Below are 19291 nucleotides of genomic sequence, written 5' to 3' on the forward strand. Positions count from 1 at the left end.
TTTGAATACATTTATTGACTTATATGACTCATACAATGATGCAAATTATTATTTTCAAAGTTTAGTAAATATAAAAGGTGAATTGTAAAGTAAGTTGAACCAACTAATAGAAAGTTATAATAAAAGCTCAGAGTTTCTAAAAAACTCTGGGCTTAATTTATGTTCGAGTATCATTCCATTAAAAGCCTTCTATTATAGTGTTCTAAAGCTTCTATTTGTTATTATTGCCTTTTCAATCCTTTGACATCTCTTCGTCTATTTTTTCTATTAATTCCTCCATCCTTACTGCAAGCTAATAGGGCAATCTATTATAAATTTGATATTATAATTTTGTATCAAAACTTAAAATAATTATTAAACTTAAGTATTTTAAGTTTTATTATGGATATATCTTGATTCATCTTATATAATAGAAGTCAAGTAATGAAATATTTTAAGGGGCAGTAGTCTATGTATCAAGAACAACGGTTAACTTTGATAAAAAAGTATTTGTCTTCTCATAAAAGTATTTCATTAGAAGAAATATGTGAAATGCTTAGTGTGTCAAAGGATACAGCAAGAAGAGATCTTGTTAAACTCGAGGAACGTGAAGAAATAATTAGAATCAAAGGTGGAGCGACACTACCATCAGCTAATAAGGGTTTAATCGATTATAATGAACGAAAAGTGACAGCAAGTAAGGAGCGAATTGCTCAGAGCGCTTCTCTCTTGATAAACGATCATTATGATTTATTGATCGATGCATCTTCAACTGGTGCACTTATGGCTAAATTTATGGAAAACAAGCAGGTTAATGTGATTACAAATTCTATTGATATTGTTGATTTATTAGGGGAGCATACTGAGATTCCAACTTTTTTACTACCAGGCAAATTCAATCGGAAAAACAGAAATCTAACTGGACCTAGAACGATTGAAACTCTAAATGACTTTATGTTTGATCAGCTTTTTATAGGTGCTTGTGGTATTAGCTCTGAAGGAGCAACATCACCTGATGAGGAAGAAGCTTTCTTAAAGAAGAAAATGATTAGTCGTGCACGACAAGTTATTTTACTTGCTGATCGTTCAAAGTTTGAAAAAACATTTCTACACAAGGTTTGTGACATTACAGACTTTGATGTAATTATTACAGATACACAGCCGGATGATGCTGTGCTGAAAAAAATCATAGAAAATAATATACATTTAATTGTTACCGAAGAAGAAGGAGAGAGTGAATAAGATGAAAAAAATTAATGTTGGTTTGGTTGGGTATGGCCTTTCAGGAGCTACTTTTCATGCACCATTGTTAAGTGTTTTAGAGGAATTTGAAGTGTTAAAAGTAGTAAGTTCTAATAAGGAAAAAGTTCATCAAGATTTGAGCGGCGTTGAAGTAGTGAGAAGTTTAGAAGAAGTTCTTAATGATCAAGAGATTGATTTAGTCGTTATTACAACACCAAGTGGTTTACATTATGAGATGGCGAAACAAAGCTTAATGGCTGGTAAACATGTTATTTTGGAGAAACCAATGGTAGTTGAAACTCAGGAGGCAGAGCATCTAATCAAAATTGCCGAAGAAAAGAACCTACTTTTAAGCGTTTATCATAACAGAAGATGGGATAATGATTATTTAACTGTGAAGAAGCTAGTGAGTGAAGGGGTGCTTGGAGAAGTTAATACATATCAGGCTCATTTTGATCGCTTTAGACCAGAAGTACGGGATAGATGGAGAGAAAAGCAAGGTCCTGGATCGGGTACATTGTATGATTTAGGTTCACATTTAATCGATCAAGCCTTACAACTATTCGGATTGCCAAAATTTATATTAGCGGATGTGTTTGCTCAAAGAGAAAATGGTGAAACGGATGATTATTTCCATCTTACTTTAGGATACGAGAAGCTAAGAGTTATTTTACATTCTGGTTCAATCGTTCCGAATAATGGACCGCGATTCCAGGTTCATGGAAGCAAAGGAAGCTTTATTAAGTACGGCCTTGATGGACAAGAAGATGCACTTAAATCTGGTAAAAAGCCTATAAATGATTCATGGGGAGCTGATAATCCTGAATTTTACGGTACGCTTAATACAATTGACGGGGACACAGTGAAATCGGAAACAATTGAAACAATAAATGGTTCTTATTTAACGTACTATAAAAAAATTGCCGAAAGCATTAATGATGGAAAAAGTACACCAGTTTCAGGTCAAGAAGGTTTATTAGTCATAAAAATCATTGAAGCTGCAAAAAAAAGTAGTTTAGAACAGAAAGCAATCTATTTAGATTAAATTGTTCTTTAAGGAGTGTTTACTGTGGAAAATACCAATATGCAAGAGAAACTTGACCTCATTAAAGTGCAGGAAGAAAAACTAGTTTTTAAGCGTTTTTCTAATGAAGATGCACTAGAAATCGGATTATCAATCATTGAAGCTACAAAAAAAATCAATAAAGCTGTATCAATTAATATCGTGAAAAATGGGCAGACAATCTTCCATCACGCTATGGATGGTACAACGCCAGACCAAGATGAATGGATTAAGAAGAAAACAAATGTTGTTCTACGTCATCACCACAGTTCATATTATATGCGACTTTATAATGAGATGAAAGGCAGATCATATTTTGAATTTTATTCTGTTAGTCCGTTTGAATACGCTATTCATGGTGGGGCTTTTCCAATCGCGATAGAAGGATCAGGCGTCATTGGAGTTATTACAGTTTCTGGCTTGTCCCAGGAAGAGGATCATGGATTGATTGTAGAGGCATTTACTAAATTTCTGACTAAAGCTGCCCATCTTTAATTCAATATATCAAACTCAAGAGTTGCTACAAGCAACTCTTTTTTTAAAAAAAAAATAGAGGTTTCTCCTCTAATATTTGCTACACTCTATAACCCACCGAGTGCTTTTATCGTTGCAGCACCAACAATTCCATCAACTTTTAACAGATGGTCTTTTTGAAATCTGCGTACAGCTTGATCTGTTTGATAACCAAATATGCCATCAATTCCTTTTGTATTGTACCCAAGAGCTGTTAGTTTTTTCTGTAGTAATATTACACTAGTACCACGACTCCCTATTTTTAATATTCCTACATTGCTAGTAGGAATAGGGGGATTTGTGCCAGATACCTTATATCCATTTGCTTTTGCAATTGTGTTAAAAGCTTTTGTAGATGTTGTTATGACAACTGGCGTATTTACTTTGATTCTAGCAAATAACCATTCTACTTCATTATCATACATTCGAATACAACCAGAGCTAACATATTTTCCAATTGAACTAGGGTTATTATTCCCATGAATGGCATATGTTGTGCCCCATGTGCCTCGAGCATTTAACCCAAGCCATCGGTTTCCAAGTGGATTTCGAGGATCACCTCCGGGAATACCCTCCTTATAGTACGGCCTGTTTACAATTTTATTTACAATTTTAAACTTACCTTCAGGAGTGTAGGATGGTTTACTACCCGTAGCTACTTTAAATACTTTAATGAATTTCCCATTTTCATAATAAGCAAGCTGATTTGTTGATTTATTAATAATCACAAATTGATTTCCAGCCGCTTCACTAGGCTTTATTCCTATAGTTACGAAAATAAGACAAGTCAAAATCAACAACGTAAATAATTTTCTGATCAATCGCTTTCCTCCCCATGGAATCATAGTGATAATCATCATTTAATCCTATGTTTGAAGTAGTTGTCTCTGTTACATCTATTTTCCAATTGTTAATTATTGTTAAATTTTTTTATAGATAAAAAGAAACTTACCTAAATGAAACTAGTATTTAGCAATGAATGAAAGGGAAATACAAATCTTTTGTAGAATATTGCAACAATACGTTTTTTTGAAAGGTTTTGATAAAATTGAAAACTTTACTATTAACAGGTTTTGAACCTTTTTTAAACTTTCCAATCAACCCTACGGAAAATATTGTGAAAAAGTTAGATGGACAAACTATTGGCAAGTATAAAATTATAGGTAAAATTTTACCTGTTGATTTTCAATCTGCGGGTGATCTTCTCATTAAGTTTTATCATGAAATCAATCCAAATGCAGTCGTTTCTTTGGGCCTAGCAGGTGGCCGTTTTAAAATAACACCAGAACGCATCGCTATTAACTGTAATGATGGTGCAGCAGACAATCAAGGGAATAAATTTATTGGTAAAAAAATCGATGAAAAAGGGCCAGATGGGTTATTTTCAACGTTACCTGTACAAGCAATTGTCGATTATTTAAATGAAAATAAAATGCCAGCAGAAGTTTCGAATTCAGCAGGAACCTATTTATGCAATAACGTAATGTATCAAATGCTTAATGAATTAAAGAAAAAAGAAATATCAATTCCAAGTGGTTTTATTCATATACCTGCTTCACATGAATTAGTAGTTTTACAGAAAAATTTACCTAGCTGGTCACAATCTGATTTAACAAATGCAATCAAGCTAGCGTTAGAAGTTATTAGCACAAATGAAGAAAATTAAAGTATCAATTCATCCTGTTGGATGTTCTGGTATTGTGTGTTATGTAGGGGATTCAATTTCAGATGAAACGAATGATTTGGTACACGTTATCTCAAGCCAAATTAAAAATAAATTGGGGTTTAAAATTACTGGTGTTGTTCCTTCGTATCATTCTGTTACCTTGTTTTATGACTCGAATACATATTCATTTTTTGAATTAAAGAAAGAAGTAGTAGCGCTAATACTTAATTTGCAAACTATAAATCTTAAACAAAAGAAAACAATATATGAAATTCCTGTTTGTTACGGATTGCAATATGGTCCTGATATCGAGAATGTCATGAATCTTCATCATATTTCAATTAATGAAGTAATTCAGATGCATCAGGAAAACTTATATCGAATTTATATGATTGGTTTTTTGCCTGGTTTTCCATATCTCGGGGGACTGAACCCAAAATTAGCTACACCTAGGTTGAAAAAGCCTAAACTTGTTCGACAAGGGGCTGTTGGAATTGCAGGGGAACAAACAGGAATATATCCGTTTGAATCGCCTGGGGGTTGGAATATTATTGGTCAAACACCAGTCAATATCTTTTCAAATAATGGTGACGATACGGTATTGTTTCAACCAGGAAGTTTTTTACGATTTAAATCAATTAATGAGATTGAATTTGCAGAAATAGATAATTCTATTAAAGAAGGCTCATTTTCGCTCAAGAAGGAAGTGCTCGAAGTTGCTGAAAATTGATTTGAATAGCGATATTGGTGAAAGTTTTGGACGGTATCAAATAGATGATGAAAGGATCATGCCTCATATTTCATCAGCAAATATTGCATGTGGCTTTCACGCAGGAGATCCGTTTACAATCTTTGAAACGGTTAAGCTTGCAAAAAAATATAATATTTCAATAGGGGCACATCCAAGTTTTCCTGACTTACTTGGTTTTGGACGTAGAGAAATGACTTTTACAGAAGATGAAATTTATCAACTAGTACTTTATCAAATAGGTGCTTTGTATTCAGTCTGTAGAGCTCATAAAGTGGAGCTACATCATGTAAAGCCTCATGGTGCTTTATACAATATGGCAGCAAAAAATAGTAATCTAGCATTAGCAATCACAAAAGCGATTAAAACTTTTGACTCATCTTTAATTTTATATGGACTTTCAAATAGTAAATTAATAGAAGCAGCAATTGAAATGAATATCCCATATGCTTCTGAAGTATTTGCAGATCGTACATATCAAGAGGATGGATTACTTGTTGATCGGAGTCTGCCTTTTTCTGTACATAAGAATACAAAAGAAGCAGTAGAACAAGCAATTCAAATGATAACTACGAATACAGTTACAACAAATTCAGGGAAAATTATCACATTAAATGCTGATACGATTTGCCTACATAGTGATTCAGTTATAGGGGCCGAGTTAGCAGTTGAATTACGAAAGAGTCTTCATCAACATAATATAGTTGTCAAAACAGTTGGAGAGTAAAAGATATTGATTTTATTATTTGAAGTGTTAAAGGTCGGGGTACTAGTTACAATTCAAGATATGGGCAGAAGGAATTTTAGACATTTAGGTATACCAGTTTCCGGAGCAATGGATCAACTAGCTTATCAAATTGGCAATATATTACTTGGGAACAAACGTGATGTTGCGAGTATTGAAGTTGCTCTGGGTGGTATGATTTTAAAAGTATGTCATGATGTGGATATCGTTATTACTGGAGCTGATCTATCTCCTACAATTAATGGAAGAGCAATTCCAATGTATCAAGTGATCCGATTGAAACAAAATGATATCTTAACTTTTCATGGTGCAAAAAGTGGCGTTTACGCTTATATTGCAGTACCAAATGGTATATGTAGTAAAGTAGATTTTGAGAGTCAATCTTCTTATGCTCTTGCTAAGTTAGGTTTGGTCATTCAAAAAGGAATGATTATTCAAGGGTATCATAACGATAAGCGTGATTTATTCGGTCTAAATAATGAGTGGCATCCAAGCCATTTAAATAAAAAAGTGGTTCACTATATTAAGAGTAGTCATTTTAACATATTACCTACTGATTTAAAAAATCAATTGTCAAAAAATTTATTAATAGGAACAAGCAATAGAATGGGCATGTATTTAAGTACAAATAAAAAGATCAATCAAGAATTGAATGCCAATATTCTTTCAGAGGGTACGACATTTGGTACTATTCAAATATTATCAAGCGGGCAGCCAATCATTCTCCTCGCAGATTGTCAAACGACTGGTGGATATGTGACATTGGGTACAATTATTCACTCTGATTTGCCAGTGATTTCTCAAGCAAAGCAAGGAGAATACATAAAATTAGTTGCAATAGATATAGAGAGTGCGAAAAATCGAAATATTGAGTATGAAAAATTTCTAAAGAATTTACTATTAGTAAGGCAAAACACAATAAAGGAGAGATTTTCATGATAGAAACAATAACAACTTTATTTCATGCCGCTGAAATTGGAGACCATCAATTAGTAGACAAGCTATTAAGTGAGCAACCAGCTTTAGTGAATAAGGAAAATGAAAGTGGTTTAACACTATTAGGTATTGCAGCTCATTTTGGAAAAATTGAAGTTGTCAAAAATTTATTGTCACATGGTGCAGAAATCAATGCTATTTCACATTCGAAAATTTCATTTATCCCTCAAAACACAGCATTACACGCATCAATTGCAGGTGCTAAATCAATTGAAACGATAGAGTGTTTACTGTTAAACGGAGCAGATTGTAACATAAAGGATAGTGAAGGACATACACCTTTACATATTGCTGCATTCGAAGGTAGCATTTCAATAGCAAAACTATTAATAGGAAATGGCGCAAAAATATATAAAAGCAATGCTGGTAAAACACCTTTACATATTGCTGAAGAACGTAACCATACGGAATTTAGTCATTTCTTATCACAAGCGATTAACTAAAATATGGCTTTTAGGGTAAGTGGATTTAAAGTAAATCAATATTCTTGTTAATAAATAAAAATTTGTTGTGTTGTGAACGCTGTATTGTCACAACACTTTTTGTTATGATGATATAAAAGTTATGAAAAAGAGGAATTGTTTTGAGAATAAATGTTTTTATTAGTGCATCAGGATATTGTTCAAGACGCGCAGCAGAAAGGCTTGTTGCGGCTGGTGAAGTTAAAATAAATGGTGTTCTTGCGGAAAAAAATAGTATGGTTGATCATCAAGATATCGTGGAAATAAATGGTGAAGTGATCCAATTATCAAATGAAAAGCATTATATCATTTTAAACAAACCAGTTGGTATCACATGTACTGGTTTACATACAGTAGAAGGAAATATAATAGATTTTGTCAATTATCCGAAAAGATTATTTCCAGTTGGAAGGCTAGATAAAGATTCAGAGGGGTTAATTATCCTTACAAATGATGGACCTATAGCTCATAAAATCCTGCATAGTGAAAATGGGCATGAAAAAGAATATATCGTAACGGTTGATAAGCCATTTGACCATGAATTTTTGGTCGGTATGTCTGATGGAGTGCCAATAGGAGATGACATTACAAAAAAGTGTGAAGTGACGAGATTGGATGAATGTACTTTTCGTATTGTTTTAACACAAGGTTTAAACCGTCAAATTCGTAAAATGGCTAAGCATTTCGGATATAAAGTATTAAAACTGAAGAGAATTCGTATTATGAACATTCATTTAGAGAATCTTGAAGTAGGAAAATGGAGATCTCTATCAGATTTAGAATTAAAAATGCTTATAGACCAATTGAAAGAGGAAGAAATGAATGAAAATCTTAATTGATGCAGATGGATGTCCAGTTGTAAATGAAACGATACAAATTGCAAAAGAGTTTAATGTCTCAGTACTTTTACTATGTGATACTGCTCATATTATGCAAAGGGAAGGGGCAGAAACAATCATCATTTCTCAAGGTGCAGATGCTGTTGATTTTGCATTAGTTAATAGAGTAACAAAAGGCGATGTAGTTATTACGCAAGATTATGGACTTGCAGCTATGGTTTTATCAAAGCAAGCATATGTATTAAATCAAAACGGCCATCAATATACGAATGAAAACATTGATTCTCTCCTTCATTCACGCTATGTTTCAAAGAAAATTCGTAATGCAGGTGGAAGGATTAAAGGACCTAAAAAACGCCAAAAAGAAGATAATACAAATTTTGAAATTGGCTTAAGAAAAATGTTAACGATGATTACAATGTAGTACAATAAAGTGAAGGAATAAAATCTACAAAAAAGGAGGAGCGCATGTTAACTTTAGCAAGGAAGAACTTAAAGGAATACTTTGGATATGATCAATTTAGAAAAGGACAAGAACAAATTATCGATCGAGTTTTGTCAGGTCAACACACCGCTGGCATCATGCCAACGGGTGGAGGGAAATCAATTTGTTACCAAATTCCAGCGACAATACTCCAAGGAGTTACCCTCGTCATTTCTCCACTAATCTCTTTAATGAAAGACCAAGTTGATTCCCTACACCAAGTAGGAATTCCATCCACTTTTATCAATAGTTCACTTTCATATCATGAGGTAAATGAAAGATTGATGGATTTAAGCATTGGAGAATATAAAATACTTTATATTGCACCAGAACGACTTGAATCTGAAAGTTTTATCAATCAGTTAAGGCAATTGCCTATTAAACTAGTGGCAGTAGATGAAGCACATTGTATTTCATCATGGGGGCACGATTTTAGACCAAGTTATTTAAGAATTAAACATTTAATTACTGAATTACCATCTAATCCTACAATACTTGCACTAACGGCAACAGCTACCCCACAAGTAAAAACTGATATTTGTAGTCAATTAGGCATTGAAGAAGAGAGTGCAATTATCACAGGATTTGGAAGAGAAAATCTGTCTTTTAAGGTTATTAGAGGACAAAATAGACTTGATTATATTTCTAATTATGTAAAAAAGAATAAAAATGAAGCTGGAATTATTTATGCTGCAACTAGAAAAGAAGTTGATAAAGTAACAGAGCAACTGAAAAAACTTGGTGTGTCAGTTGGAAGATATCATGCAGGTTTAAGTGATGCAGAAAGATCAAGACAACAAGATGCATTTCTTCAGGATGATATAAATGTCATTGTAGCAACAAATGCGTTTGGGATGGGTATTGATAAATCAAATGTGAGATATGTCATTCATTATCAAATGCCTAAAAACATGGAAAGTTACTATCAAGAGGCAGGAAGAGCTGGGCGAGATGGATTAGAAAGTGAGTGTATTCTACTTTTTAATGCGCAAGATGTACAAATTCAAAGATTTTTAATTGAGCAGTCAACTCATGATTTTAATAGAGAAAAACAAGAAATACAAAAGCTACAGTCAATGAAGGATTACAGTTACCTAGAGACATGTTTACAAGCTTTTATTCTTCACTATTTTGGAGATCAAACTAATCAAAAATGTGGAAAATGTAGTAATTGTATCGATCAACGTTCTTCTATTGATATTACAAAAGATGCTCAAATCGTTTTATCATGTATTATTAGAATGGGTGAACGATTTGGTAAGACTATGGTTGCATCTGTATTAACAGGTTCGTCAAATAAAAAATTACTAGAGTTTAACTTCCAGACATTATCAACCTATGGACTGTTAAAAAATCGTACATTAAAAAATGTAGGAGACTTGATTGACTTTTTAACGTCTGAACAATATATAGGTGTAACCGATGGTAAATTTCCTTTACTAACTGTAACAAATAGAGGTAGAGAAGTACTTTTAAATAAAGTTCAGGTAATGAAAAAAGAAGAGGTTATTGTTGAAGCAACTACTACAAACAATGAGTTATTTGAACAATTACGTGCATTACGTAAAGAAATTGCCACAGAATTAGCTGTTCCACCATTTGTTGTATTTTCCGATAGCACTTTACGAGATTTGTGTAAATTACTACCTGAAACAGACGAGGAATTTTTAAAGGCTAAAGGTGTAGGGCTTCAAAAACAGCAACGATTTGGTAATCAATTTATTGAATGTATTCAGGCGTATAAGGCGGCGAATCAAATTAAATATACAAATAAACCGAGCATCTCTTCAATGAAGGAAAAGATTCCTTCACATGAAATCTCTTATGATTTATATAAAGAAGGATTAGATATTAAACAAATAGCAAAGCAAAGAGGGTTAAATCCAGTAACGATTGAAAGTCATATACTTCAAGGAGCAGTAGAGGATACGACATTTGAATGGAATGAAATTTTACCAATCGATATAGAAAAAGAGATAAATGCTGCGATTAAAGTGGTTGGAAGTGAAAAGCTAAAACCAATAAAAGAAGAGCTCCATTCTGACATTAGCTACTTCATGATCAAAGCGGCAATTATGAAAGCTGGAATATAAAGTTTGGTACCATTTAATGCAAAAAAGAGCTTCCATTATTGGAAGCTCTTTATCTTTATAGTAAAGGGCGAGTTATTAATGTTTATTTGCATGTACAGATATTTTTTTAGTCTCTTTGCTTTCATTGTGATTACGATCAACTGCTGTAATTACGTAAGTATAGTCTTTATCCTGTGATATTGTACGATCTAGATAAGTTGTTTCTTTTTCAACAGATTTACGAACAGTCGTTAAAAATGGAAAGGATGGGAGAGGATGAAGAGGAGATTTATAAATAAAGTAATCTTCAATAATAGATTGAGCTTTTCATTTATTTTAAATGGGAATAGAGTAGGAAGAATTACGAAAGTGGAATAACTGATGAAATAGATCAAGTCTATTCCATAGTAAAGTACTAGAATATATTTTCAGAAAATTTATCAGACTAGTAAATGATTAAATTTTATTGCATAAAAATAGAACATATATTCTGGTATTCTAGAATTCTTTATGGTAAAATTAGGTAGAGTAGAGTTGTGGTAGGTGCCTTTCTTCGGTTGAAGGGAGGTGATTTGGTGACTGGTTATGAGATTGCAACACTATTAATCCAAAGTATTGGAATAACATCAACTGTAATCTTAAGTGTAATCGGTATCGTCGTTTCTTTGAATAAAAGAAAATAACCACCCTACCCCTCGAATGGATGTGGTGGCTATATTCACTAGGTCCGAGGAAGCAACTTTACAATTACTACTCGGAAGGAGATGTGTATGCAGCACATCTCTTTTAGTATATTCTTAATGATACTATTATAGTACTTTTAGTATAATTTGACAATGAAGTTGTCTTTCTTTTTACTTAGTTCTGATCAATTTGCAATCTTTTTTGATGAATTACTAACTTCTTTTTTAGTAGAATTAAGTAGCATGATTAATGCAATTCCTAAAAACGTAAGGAAGATTCCTACGATTTGAAGAGGAGTTGGCTTAAATCCTGTTATCACAGTATCTAATACAATAGCTACTGCTGGATCTAAAAAAGTAAGGACAGCGATCGTATTTGCAGGCAGAAATCGAATATTGCCAAAAAATAGAGCATAAATCACGCCTGTATGTAAGAAACCAATAATTAAAATAAAAGTCCAATTTTCCATATGTAAGTTTTGGAATGCACTAAATTTTACAAAAGGGAGAAGTAAAATAAATCCTAAAGTAGTTTGTAAAAGTGTCGTAAAATAGGCACTTGTTTGAGTGATTCCTTTGTTAACGATCATTAGAAAGCCATAAAAAATTGCAGCAAGAAATGCCCAAATAACACCGGAAGAAAGAAGTGTTTTTAAAGTAAAATCTGAATTAATACCTGATAGTAGGATTGAACCGATAAAACTACTAAAAACACCAAGTAGAGGTATGATCGTTATTTTTTCTTTGAAAATAAGGCTTCCCGCTAAGAATAAGACGACAGGTGCTAAATAGTAGATAGAGATCGAAATCGTTACTGATAAATTTTCAAAGGATTTAAATAGAAAAACCCAATTACAAACTAATAAGACACCACTAAATAGTGAAAGAAAAATATCTTTTTTATGATAGATTTCATTTTTACGCAAGCCACTTAAAAACCAAACTAAAAATAAAAAAATACTTGCAAAAATACATCGTATAAATACTAAATCAATTGCTTTAAGTCCGGTTTTTGGCGCAATAAAACCAATCGTTCCAAATATAGCCATTGCGATGATAATACTAATCGTTGCTTTCTTGTTGACCTCTTGTTTTGTCATAACATCACCTTCTTAATTTAAATATTCTGTCAAATAAGTATAATAGAAAATATGGAGAATTGATAGTTTCCCAAAATGTTTCTATTTATGATTCCTCCGTTTTTTTAAGCTTTCAATATCTATATTCAATATTGATATTTATACAACCTGCATATATTTATAGCCAAATATCTCATATTAAATAGAAAAACATGGTATTTCAAAAATCTTCTTTTATAATATTAATATAAGAATTATAGAAGGATTTTTAGAAAAGGTGTCGAAACATAATCTTGTACATCATCATAATACAGTGAGGAGAATTATATTGAATATTGTCGTAGTAAATGGTTCGCCAAGAGCAATTGGACGAACTGGTGTATTAGCAAAACAACTCGTGGAAGCCTTTAACTTTACATTTGTAGATTTAGCATTAGGTGAATTACCTTTATATAATGGCGAAGCTGAACAAAAAGAATTAGATCCTGTAAAATCAATTCGAAATATGCTAATTCAAGCAGATGGCATTGTGTTATGTACGCCTGAGTATAATAATGCGATGAGCGGTGCATTAAAAAATTTAATCGAGTTGTTTGGATCTGAACCATTTAAGAAAAAGCCGACTGCTTTATTGGCCGTTGCTGGTGGAGGAAAAGGTGGCATTAATGCTCTAAATAATGCGAGAACTGTAATAAGAGGTGTTTATGGAAATGCAATTCCAAAACAGCTAGTTTTAGATCCAGTTGATTTCAATGAAAATGATGTTTCGGTCAAAGAGGATGCTTTTACAAAAGTGACTGAAGTGATTGATGAATTAAAAGAATATGTACAAAAAGAAATTTTATACAAAGAATTTTTAGAATCAAAAAGCTTCTAATAAAAATGGCCCTCTACTAGTAAACACTAGTTTTGGGCCATTAAATGTATAGTTTATTCCATATGGAATGATTTGTCATTTACATTACGAATTGGGAAATTTACTTTGTAACGAACCGCAATGATTCTAATTAGCGTAGTAATGACAAAACAAATATATAGAGATGATAATTTTGAGAACATTTCACTTGTAATCAGTATGGAAAATGAGCCGACAATTGCTGCTATTGCATAGATTTCTTTTTGGAAAACAAGTGGTATTTCCCTTGCGAACACATCTCGCATAATTCCACCACCGATTCCAGTGATTAATCCCATTGAGACAATTAAGAATGCGCCTTTTAATCCATGGTCAATTGCAGAATACGCACCGACCGCTGTAAATACACCAAGTCCAATTGCATCCGTTAATATTAAAGTAGTTTGAAACTGTAATGTACGTTGATAAAATAACCAGGTTAAAATAGAAATGACAGTACTTACAATAAAATATTGAGGCTTAACAAATACATTAGGTATGGATTGACCTAAAATAATATCTCGAATTAATCCTCCACCTAAAGCTGTACATGCAGCTAAAAAAACAACACCAAATAAATCCAATTTCTTTTGAATTCCGACTAAAGTACCAGAGATACTAGCCGCTATAATTCCTGCATATACAAAAACCTCGATTAAAATCATTCTCCTCTATCCCCTAACAAACAATTTCATAAGAATCATTTTATCAACATGAAGTTTCTATTACAATATCAAAATAGTTTTGAAAACGCTTCATTTTAAAAATATTTTTCGTCATAGAAAATACCTTTAAAATAAACGAATTTAGCATACAAATTTAATTTAATTAGGAGAGAGTAAAATGAATAATAAATTAAACAAAAATGAAGTTTCAAGAGTTTTTTATCAAGAAATTGATGCAATTATGAAACGATATAATATTATTGGCTGTCAAGCAGTGTCTGTATATAAGGAACAAGTTATTTGGTCTGATTCCTTTGGGGATCGCGACGTATGTTTGAATCAACCTGTATCTGAAAATACGATGTTTAGAATTGCTTCCATTTCAAAATTATTTACTGCAACTGCAATCATGCAACTGTTTGAAAGACAACACTTAAGATTGGATACCGATATTAGTGACTATATTGGCTTTGAAGTAAGAAATCCAAAACATCCAAATTCAATCATTACATTAAAACAAATTTTAACCCACACATCTTCACTTACGGCAGACGAAGAGTCTAACAGTATTTATGCAAAGTTCATTAAGGACGGTCAGACTGATCAAAGTGTAAGTCTTAAAGATTTATTAGTCCCAGGTGGAAAATACTATACTCATCAAATTTGGGGAGATTGGCAGCCAGGGAATTCTTCAAATTGGGTATATTCTAATATTGGTGCGATCATATGTGGAGCAATTATTGAACGAGTTTCAGGTATACGATTCGATTCTTTTATTCAACAAAACATTTTTAAACCACTAGGAATGGAACATGTTGCATTTTCTTATGCCGGCATGAAAAAGGACCATGAATTCGGCAATTTATATGAAGTAGATAGAATCTCGAAAAATTATAAAGTTACAATACAAGACGCAAATGAAACTAGTTTTAACATGGATTCTTTGAAACATTATATACCTGGAACGCACGGTGGTTTATTTGAACCTCAAGGTGGCCTTCGTTCTTCTGCATTTGAGTTAAGTAAGTTTTTACGAGCTCTAATGAATGGAGTATATAATGGAACAAGTTTGCTTAAGGAAGAATCATTGAATGTAATGAAATCAGTTCACTGGATGAGAGAAGAGGAGAACCATTTTTTCTCGAAAATGGGATTAGGTCTTCATATTAGTCATGATTTCCTGTCTGATAATAAAGAAATGATTGGTCATGCAGGTGAGGCTTATGGTCTGATTAGTAATTTGTATTGGAATGAAGAAAAAAAGTTTGGGATTATTTTTGTATTAAATGGTGCAAATTTCAACCTACAAAACAATAGTAGATTTGAGGTTGAAAAAGAATTAGCTGAAGTAATCTTTGGACATACAATTAAACCATATATTGAATGAAAAAGAAGTTTATGAAAATGCATTGGATTGAATTAAATTCTTTAATCTAAATATCATCAATATTTTTTTCCTGGAAGTTAGAGTTTAATATAATCTGACTTCCTAATTTTATTGAAAAAATACAACAGTTAAAATTCGGGATAAGACTAAACGGGAGGAGTAAGAAGGGGTATTTAATTAGAGTATATTATTAAAAAAAGATTGTGAATAATGTAATATATTGTTATAATACAAGACATAACAATTAAACTTTTAATAGAACAACTAATGCAATTGTATCAAATGATGAACACATTTAATCAAATACAAAGTGGAAGTAGGGAAAACTGTGAGAATCGTAACTGTTGGAGATAATTGTATGGACGTTTATCAAAATAGAGGTGAAGCATACCCTGGAGGAAATCCGGTTAATGTAAGCGTGTATTTAAAGGATTTAGGTGTAGATTCAGCATATATAGGCTGGGTAGGTACAGATGCTTATGGAGATAAAATGATAAAAGCGATCCAAAGTAGAGGTGTGGACGCTTCATTTGTTTCTAAAAAAGAAGGTAATACAGCCATTACATATGTTGAATTAGTAAATAATGACCGTCAGTTTGGTCAATATGATGAAGGAGTAATGGCGGATTTTACACTATCAGCAAAAGAGATTGATTATATAGAAACATTCGAATTAGTACATGCAGGTATATGGGGGCATGTAGATCCATTTATTTCAATTTTAAGGGAAAAGGGATTACAAACTTCATTCGATTTCTCCGATCAGTTACATCACGAACTAGTTAAAACATTACCACGTTTTGTTGATTATTCATTTTTCTCATATACAAATGATGACTCGTATATTAGAGCATTTTTAAAGGAAGTTTTCAATTTAGGTTCTAAAGTTGTTGTAGCTACACTAGGAGAAAATGGCTCTTTAGCCTATGATGGTAAACAGTTTTATAAACACGATGTCGTTAAAGGAAATGTAGTTGATACAATGGGTGCGGGAGATTCGTTTATTTCAGGATTTCTTTTTGGGCGTTTAAAAGGATATGAAATCAATGAATGTTTACAAATAGGGTCTGAAACAGCTGCAAAAACAATCAGTTATTTTGGTGCATGGTGACGAGAACAAGTTATCGATGTATAATCAATCTATAAATGAATAGATTGGAAAAGGATGAAGATAAATGAAATTAAATTCTTCAACTACCCAGCCTTTATATATGCAGATTAGACAGATGCTCCAAGATGATATAAAGGAAGGCAAGTATAAACCAGAAGAACAAATTCCTACAGAGGCTGAGCTTTGTGAACTTTACAATGTGAGTCGTATTACAATCAGAAAAGCAATTGAAGAATTAGTAAGAGAAGGTTCATTGACTCGTATTCCGCGCAGAGGGACTTTTGTGACAAATCAGAAATTTCATAATGAATTGATTTCTGTTAGTGGATTTTCGGAGTTTAGCCATCAATTAGGGATGATTCCTAACTCACGAATTTTGAAAAGTGAAATCATTGACGCATCGTACGATGTAGCAAATCGTCTAAACATAGAAGAGGGTAGTCCTGTACTAGAATTAGAAAGGTTAATGTATGTAAATGATCATCCGCTTTTTTATGATATTGCATACTATTCCTTACTTCGTTTTCCAAATTTAGAACAGAAAATTGCAAAAGATGAATCTACATATAAAATTCTATCAAATGAGTATCAAACAGAAATCGTTGCGAACGATAAAATTATTGATGTCATTGGTGCAACAACAGAATATGCTAAATTATTAGATTGTGATATTGGATCTAATCTGTATAAAATTGTAAAGATTGCTTTTGATTCAAATGATGAACCAGTGCATCTTTCTACTTTTGTTTGTGAAACCAAAAAAGTCAACTTAACTGTTCATCGAGCAAGATAATACATAATCAGATAGCAAAATAAAGGATAGCTAAAAGCAGCTATCCTTTTTGCATCTACAATTTTTTTAAAGTAACTTAATTATTTTTCTTCCTTTTTTCCTTTAAATTTATATAGTGAAGTATGCTGAAAAAAAAGCAAGCTTCAATTGCACTGGTCATTCTACTAGTAAATTTAGTTTTATTAAAACCGAATAATATATGGCATAAAGTATAAAATCCGGACAGAACGATGATCCATCGGAGAAATATTTTCTACATTAATTAATACTTCCTTTCAAATTAAACAAAAAATAAGACGTCCAATTCAATTAAGAATTAACGTCTTATGTTCCTTAAGCTATATCTTTTGCTAGTTTCATCTTTTGATTTTGTAATTGAATTAATCGGTAAGTTAATGTGATGGCAGATACCGATAAACCAACAATTAAGCCAATCCAATAACCTTTTGCGCCTAATTCTGTATTTTTTAATACATAACCAACTGGTAGGGCAATGATCCAATACGCTAAAATCATCATTAGTAATGTTACATTCACATCTTTATAACCTCTTAATGCACCTTGAATTGGAGCAGCGAACGCATCAAATAATTGGAACAAAATCGCAAATATTAAGAAACCACCAGCCAAAGTTTGAACTGACGAATCATTTGTATATAAACCAGCAACATTATATCTAAAGAAGTAGATAATAATACCGAAGATAGATGCGATTAATAAAGCCATAACTAAACCGATTTTACTGTATTCCTTAGCATTTTGAAATTGCTTTGCTCCGACTTCATATCCAACTGCAATTGTTAATGCCATTGAGATACTAAGTGGAACCATATACAACATACTTGCAAAATTCATTGCTACAGTGTGAGCCGCAATTGTTTCTGTATCAAATTCACTTAATAATAATGTAACAACCGCAAAAACACTTACTTCAAAAAAGATACTTAAACCAATTGGTACACCTAGCTTTAAAATACTTTTCCACGTAGCAATTGAAACTGATACAAAATTCTTAAAAATACGGTATGATTTAAAAGGTTCTTTTGTTTGTACAATATAAGTAGCTAAACCAAAAATGATCCAATACGTAATCGCAGATGCAACACCCGAGCCAACACCACCAAGTCGTGGTAAGCCAGCTTTTCCAAAAATGAGGAAATAATTTAAAATGACATTGACCGGAACAGACACAATCGTAATAATCATAGTTGTTCTTGTTTTTCCTAAGCCATCAATAAATTGACGAAGAACAGTGTATAAAAATAATGGTAAAATTCCAAATGATAATGCAAATATAAAATGAAGTGCAACTCGATGAACTTTCGGTTCTAGATTCATATGATTTAAGATTGGTTGAATTGAAAACATTCCAATGAAAATAATGATAATTGCAAGGAATCCAGCCAAATAAAGAGCTTGCATAACGAGTGGAGCAATTTTATTGTCTTCCTTTGCACCATTCAAATTAGCTACCATTGTAGTGACAGCGACTAAAATTCCAGTTAGTCCAGTACTAATCGGAGCCCAAATACTAACACCTATTGCAACGCCAGCTAAATCTTGTGGGCTACTATTACCTGACATAATCGTATCAAAAAATGACATCGAAAATAATGTCACTTGAGTTACAAGGATTGGGAGTAGTAGTGTGAAAAAGTGAGATATTTTTCCCTTTTTTGTCGTATTCATTTGATCGACCTCCTAAACAAACACTTTTACAATTGTATCATGTTTTGGTTTAATTGCTATATGTAAATCTTCTTTATTAATTAACTTTGAACAGAAAGTTGGAATTGAATTGAAAAATCAAGTAATCGTTATTACTGGAGCAGGAAGTGGACTAGGTGCTTCACTTGCAAAGAAATATTCT

19 protein-coding genes are annotated in these 19291 nt (G+C 32.4%); 15 read left to right on the forward strand and 4 right to left on the reverse strand.

What is annotated here, in order from left to right; translation table 11 throughout:
- Positions 1–450: 450 nt before the first annotated feature.
- Genes V7056_RS04650 through V7056_RS04660 form a run of 3 tightly spaced genes read left to right on the forward strand, consistent with a single transcriptional unit; the run spans position 451 to position 2779 of the window.
- Complete coding sequence (locus V7056_RS04650) at positions 451–1221, forward strand: DeoR/GlpR family DNA-binding transcription regulator (protein WP_499699725.1); 771 nt, start codon at positions 451–453, stop codon at positions 1219–1221.
- Position 1222: 1 nt separating this feature from the next.
- Positions 1223–2266 carry an oxidoreductase gene (locus tag V7056_RS04655; protein ID WP_499699727.1) on the forward strand — a complete coding sequence of 348 codons (1044 nt, stop codon included), beginning with the start codon at positions 1223–1225 and terminating at the stop codon, positions 2264–2266.
- A gap of 24 nt (positions 2267–2290) precedes the next feature.
- Positions 2291–2779, forward strand: coding sequence for a heme-degrading domain-containing protein (locus tag V7056_RS04660; protein WP_499699729.1), 489 nt, complete (start codon positions 2291–2293; stop codon positions 2777–2779).
- 86 nt (positions 2780–2865) lie between these two features.
- On the opposite strand, the gene V7056_RS04665 is transcribed toward V7056_RS04660, so the two are convergent.
- Positions 2866–3618 (reverse strand): L,D-transpeptidase family protein, encoded by a 753-nt coding sequence (locus V7056_RS04665; RefSeq protein ID WP_499699731.1) that lies wholly within the window; start codon positions 3616–3618, stop codon positions 2866–2868.
- A 227-nt stretch (positions 3619–3845) separates the two neighbouring features.
- Here V7056_RS04665 and V7056_RS04670 point away from each other — a divergent pair, with 227 nt between their 5' ends.
- The 8 genes from V7056_RS04670 (at position 3846) to recQ (ending at position 10829) form a co-directional block, all read left to right on the forward strand.
- Complete coding sequence (locus V7056_RS04670; RefSeq protein ID WP_499699733.1) at positions 3846–4463, forward strand: pyroglutamyl-peptidase I; 618 nt, start codon at positions 3846–3848, stop codon at positions 4461–4463.
- Positions 4450–5193: a 5-oxoprolinase subunit PxpB gene (gene pxpB / locus V7056_RS04675; protein WP_499699735.1), complete on the forward strand. Its 744-nt coding sequence runs from the start codon at positions 4450–4452 to the stop codon at positions 5191–5193. Before V7056_RS04670 ends, pxpB begins: the two co-directional genes overlap by 14 nt.
- Positions 5183–5938 carry a 5-oxoprolinase subunit PxpA gene (locus V7056_RS04680; RefSeq protein ID WP_499699767.1) on the forward strand — a complete coding sequence of 252 codons (756 nt, stop codon included), beginning with the start codon at positions 5183–5185 and terminating at the stop codon, positions 5936–5938. Before pxpB ends, V7056_RS04680 begins: the two co-directional genes overlap by 11 nt.
- A gap of 6 nt (positions 5939–5944) precedes the next feature.
- The gene (locus tag V7056_RS04685) at positions 5945–6895 is read left to right on the forward strand and encodes a 5-oxoprolinase subunit C family protein (RefSeq protein WP_499699737.1); all 951 of its coding nucleotides are present in this window, start codon (positions 5945–5947) and stop codon (positions 6893–6895) included.
- A complete protein-coding gene (locus V7056_RS04690) occupies positions 6892–7395 on the forward strand; it encodes an ankyrin repeat domain-containing protein (protein ID WP_499699739.1) in 504 nt (167 codons plus the stop codon). The genes V7056_RS04685 and V7056_RS04690 overlap by 4 nt, the downstream gene beginning before the upstream one ends.
- A gap of 140 nt (positions 7396–7535) precedes the next feature.
- Positions 7536–8252: a pseudouridine synthase gene (locus tag V7056_RS04695; RefSeq protein WP_499699740.1), complete on the forward strand. Its 717-nt coding sequence runs from the start codon at positions 7536–7538 to the stop codon at positions 8250–8252.
- On the forward strand, positions 8236–8676 hold the full coding sequence (locus V7056_RS04700; RefSeq protein WP_499699742.1) for a YaiI/YqxD family protein: 441 nt from the start codon (positions 8236–8238) through the stop codon (positions 8674–8676). Before V7056_RS04695 ends, V7056_RS04700 begins: the two co-directional genes overlap by 17 nt.
- A gap of 44 nt (positions 8677–8720) precedes the next feature.
- Complete coding sequence (gene recQ, locus V7056_RS04705; RefSeq protein ID WP_499699745.1) at positions 8721–10829, forward strand: DNA helicase RecQ; 2109 nt, start codon at positions 8721–8723, stop codon at positions 10827–10829.
- Between the two features lie 847 nt (positions 10830–11676).
- On the opposite strand, the gene V7056_RS04710 is transcribed toward recQ, so the two are convergent.
- Positions 11677–12591: a DMT family transporter gene (locus V7056_RS04710; RefSeq protein WP_499699747.1), complete on the reverse strand. Its 915-nt coding sequence runs from the start codon at positions 12589–12591 to the stop codon at positions 11677–11679.
- Positions 12592–12898: 307 nt separating this feature from the next.
- Here V7056_RS04710 and V7056_RS04715 point away from each other — a divergent pair, with 307 nt between their 5' ends.
- Positions 12899–13447 (forward strand): NADPH-dependent FMN reductase, encoded by a 549-nt coding sequence (locus V7056_RS04715; protein ID WP_499699749.1) that lies wholly within the window; start codon positions 12899–12901, stop codon positions 13445–13447.
- Between the two features lie 53 nt (positions 13448–13500).
- Here V7056_RS04715 and V7056_RS04720 read toward each other — a convergent pair whose 3' ends face one another.
- On the reverse strand, positions 13501–14130 hold the full coding sequence (locus V7056_RS04720; protein WP_499699751.1) for a trimeric intracellular cation channel family protein: 630 nt from the start codon (positions 14128–14130) through the stop codon (positions 13501–13503).
- Between the two features lie 178 nt (positions 14131–14308).
- Between V7056_RS04720 and V7056_RS04725 the strand changes: the two genes are divergently transcribed.
- From V7056_RS04725 to V7056_RS04735, 3 genes are all read left to right on the forward strand, one after another.
- Positions 14309–15517: a serine hydrolase domain-containing protein gene (locus V7056_RS04725; RefSeq protein WP_499699753.1), complete on the forward strand. Its 1209-nt coding sequence runs from the start codon at positions 14309–14311 to the stop codon at positions 15515–15517.
- 328 nt (positions 15518–15845) lie between these two features.
- Entirely contained in the window at positions 15846–16628 is a 783-nt protein-coding gene (gene frlD / locus V7056_RS04730; RefSeq protein WP_499699755.1) for a fructoselysine 6-kinase, read from the forward strand.
- A 64-nt stretch (positions 16629–16692) separates the two neighbouring features.
- Positions 16693–17421 (forward strand): GntR family transcriptional regulator, encoded by a 729-nt coding sequence (locus V7056_RS04735; protein WP_499699757.1) that lies wholly within the window; start codon positions 16693–16695, stop codon positions 17419–17421.
- Between the two features lie 333 nt (positions 17422–17754).
- On the opposite strand, the gene V7056_RS04740 is transcribed toward V7056_RS04735, so the two are convergent.
- A complete protein-coding gene (locus tag V7056_RS04740) occupies positions 17755–19110 on the reverse strand; it encodes an MATE family efflux transporter (RefSeq protein ID WP_499699759.1) in 1356 nt (451 codons plus the stop codon).
- Positions 19111–19291: the final 181 nt, after the last annotated feature.

It is taken from the genome of Bacillus sp. JJ664 (genome assembly GCF_036962205.1).
In the GTDB taxonomy this organism is placed as follows: domain Bacteria; phylum Bacillota; class Bacilli; order Bacillales; family Bacillaceae_G; genus Gottfriedia.

What these genes read in the sequence shown, in the direction of transcription:
- V7056_RS04650 (WP_499699725.1), top strand. Translation starts at nt 451, where the DNA reads ATGTATCAAGAACAACGGTTAACTTTGATAAAAAAGTATTTGTCTTCT.
- V7056_RS04655 (WP_499699727.1), top strand. Translation starts at nt 1,223, where the DNA reads ATGAAAAAAATTAATGTTGGTTTGGTTGGGTATGGCCTTTCAGGAGCT.
- pxpB (WP_499699735.1), top strand. Translation starts at nt 4,450, where the DNA reads ATGAAGAAAATTAAAGTATCAATTCATCCTGTTGGATGTTCTGGTATT.
- V7056_RS04690 (WP_499699739.1), top strand. Translation starts at nt 6,892, where the DNA reads ATGATAGAAACAATAACAACTTTATTTCATGCCGCTGAAATTGGAGAC.
- V7056_RS04700 (WP_499699742.1), top strand. Translation starts at nt 8,236, where the DNA reads ATGAAAATCTTAATTGATGCAGATGGATGTCCAGTTGTAAATGAAACG.
- recQ (WP_499699745.1), top strand. Translation starts at nt 8,721, where the DNA reads ATGTTAACTTTAGCAAGGAAGAACTTAAAGGAATACTTTGGATATGAT.
- V7056_RS04710 (WP_499699747.1), bottom strand. Translation starts at nt 12,591, where the DNA reads ATGACAAAACAAGAGGTCAACAAGAAAGCAACGATTAGTATTATCATC.
- V7056_RS04720 (WP_499699751.1), bottom strand. Translation starts at nt 14,130, where the DNA reads ATGATTTTAATCGAGGTTTTTGTATATGCAGGAATTATAGCGGCTAGT.
- V7056_RS04725 (WP_499699753.1), top strand. Translation starts at nt 14,309, where the DNA reads ATGAATAATAAATTAAACAAAAATGAAGTTTCAAGAGTTTTTTATCAA.
- V7056_RS04735 (WP_499699757.1), top strand. Translation starts at nt 16,693, where the DNA reads ATGAAATTAAATTCTTCAACTACCCAGCCTTTATATATGCAGATTAGA.
- V7056_RS04740 (WP_499699759.1), bottom strand. Translation starts at nt 19,110, where the DNA reads ATGAATACGACAAAAAAGGGAAAAATATCTCACTTTTTCACACTACTA.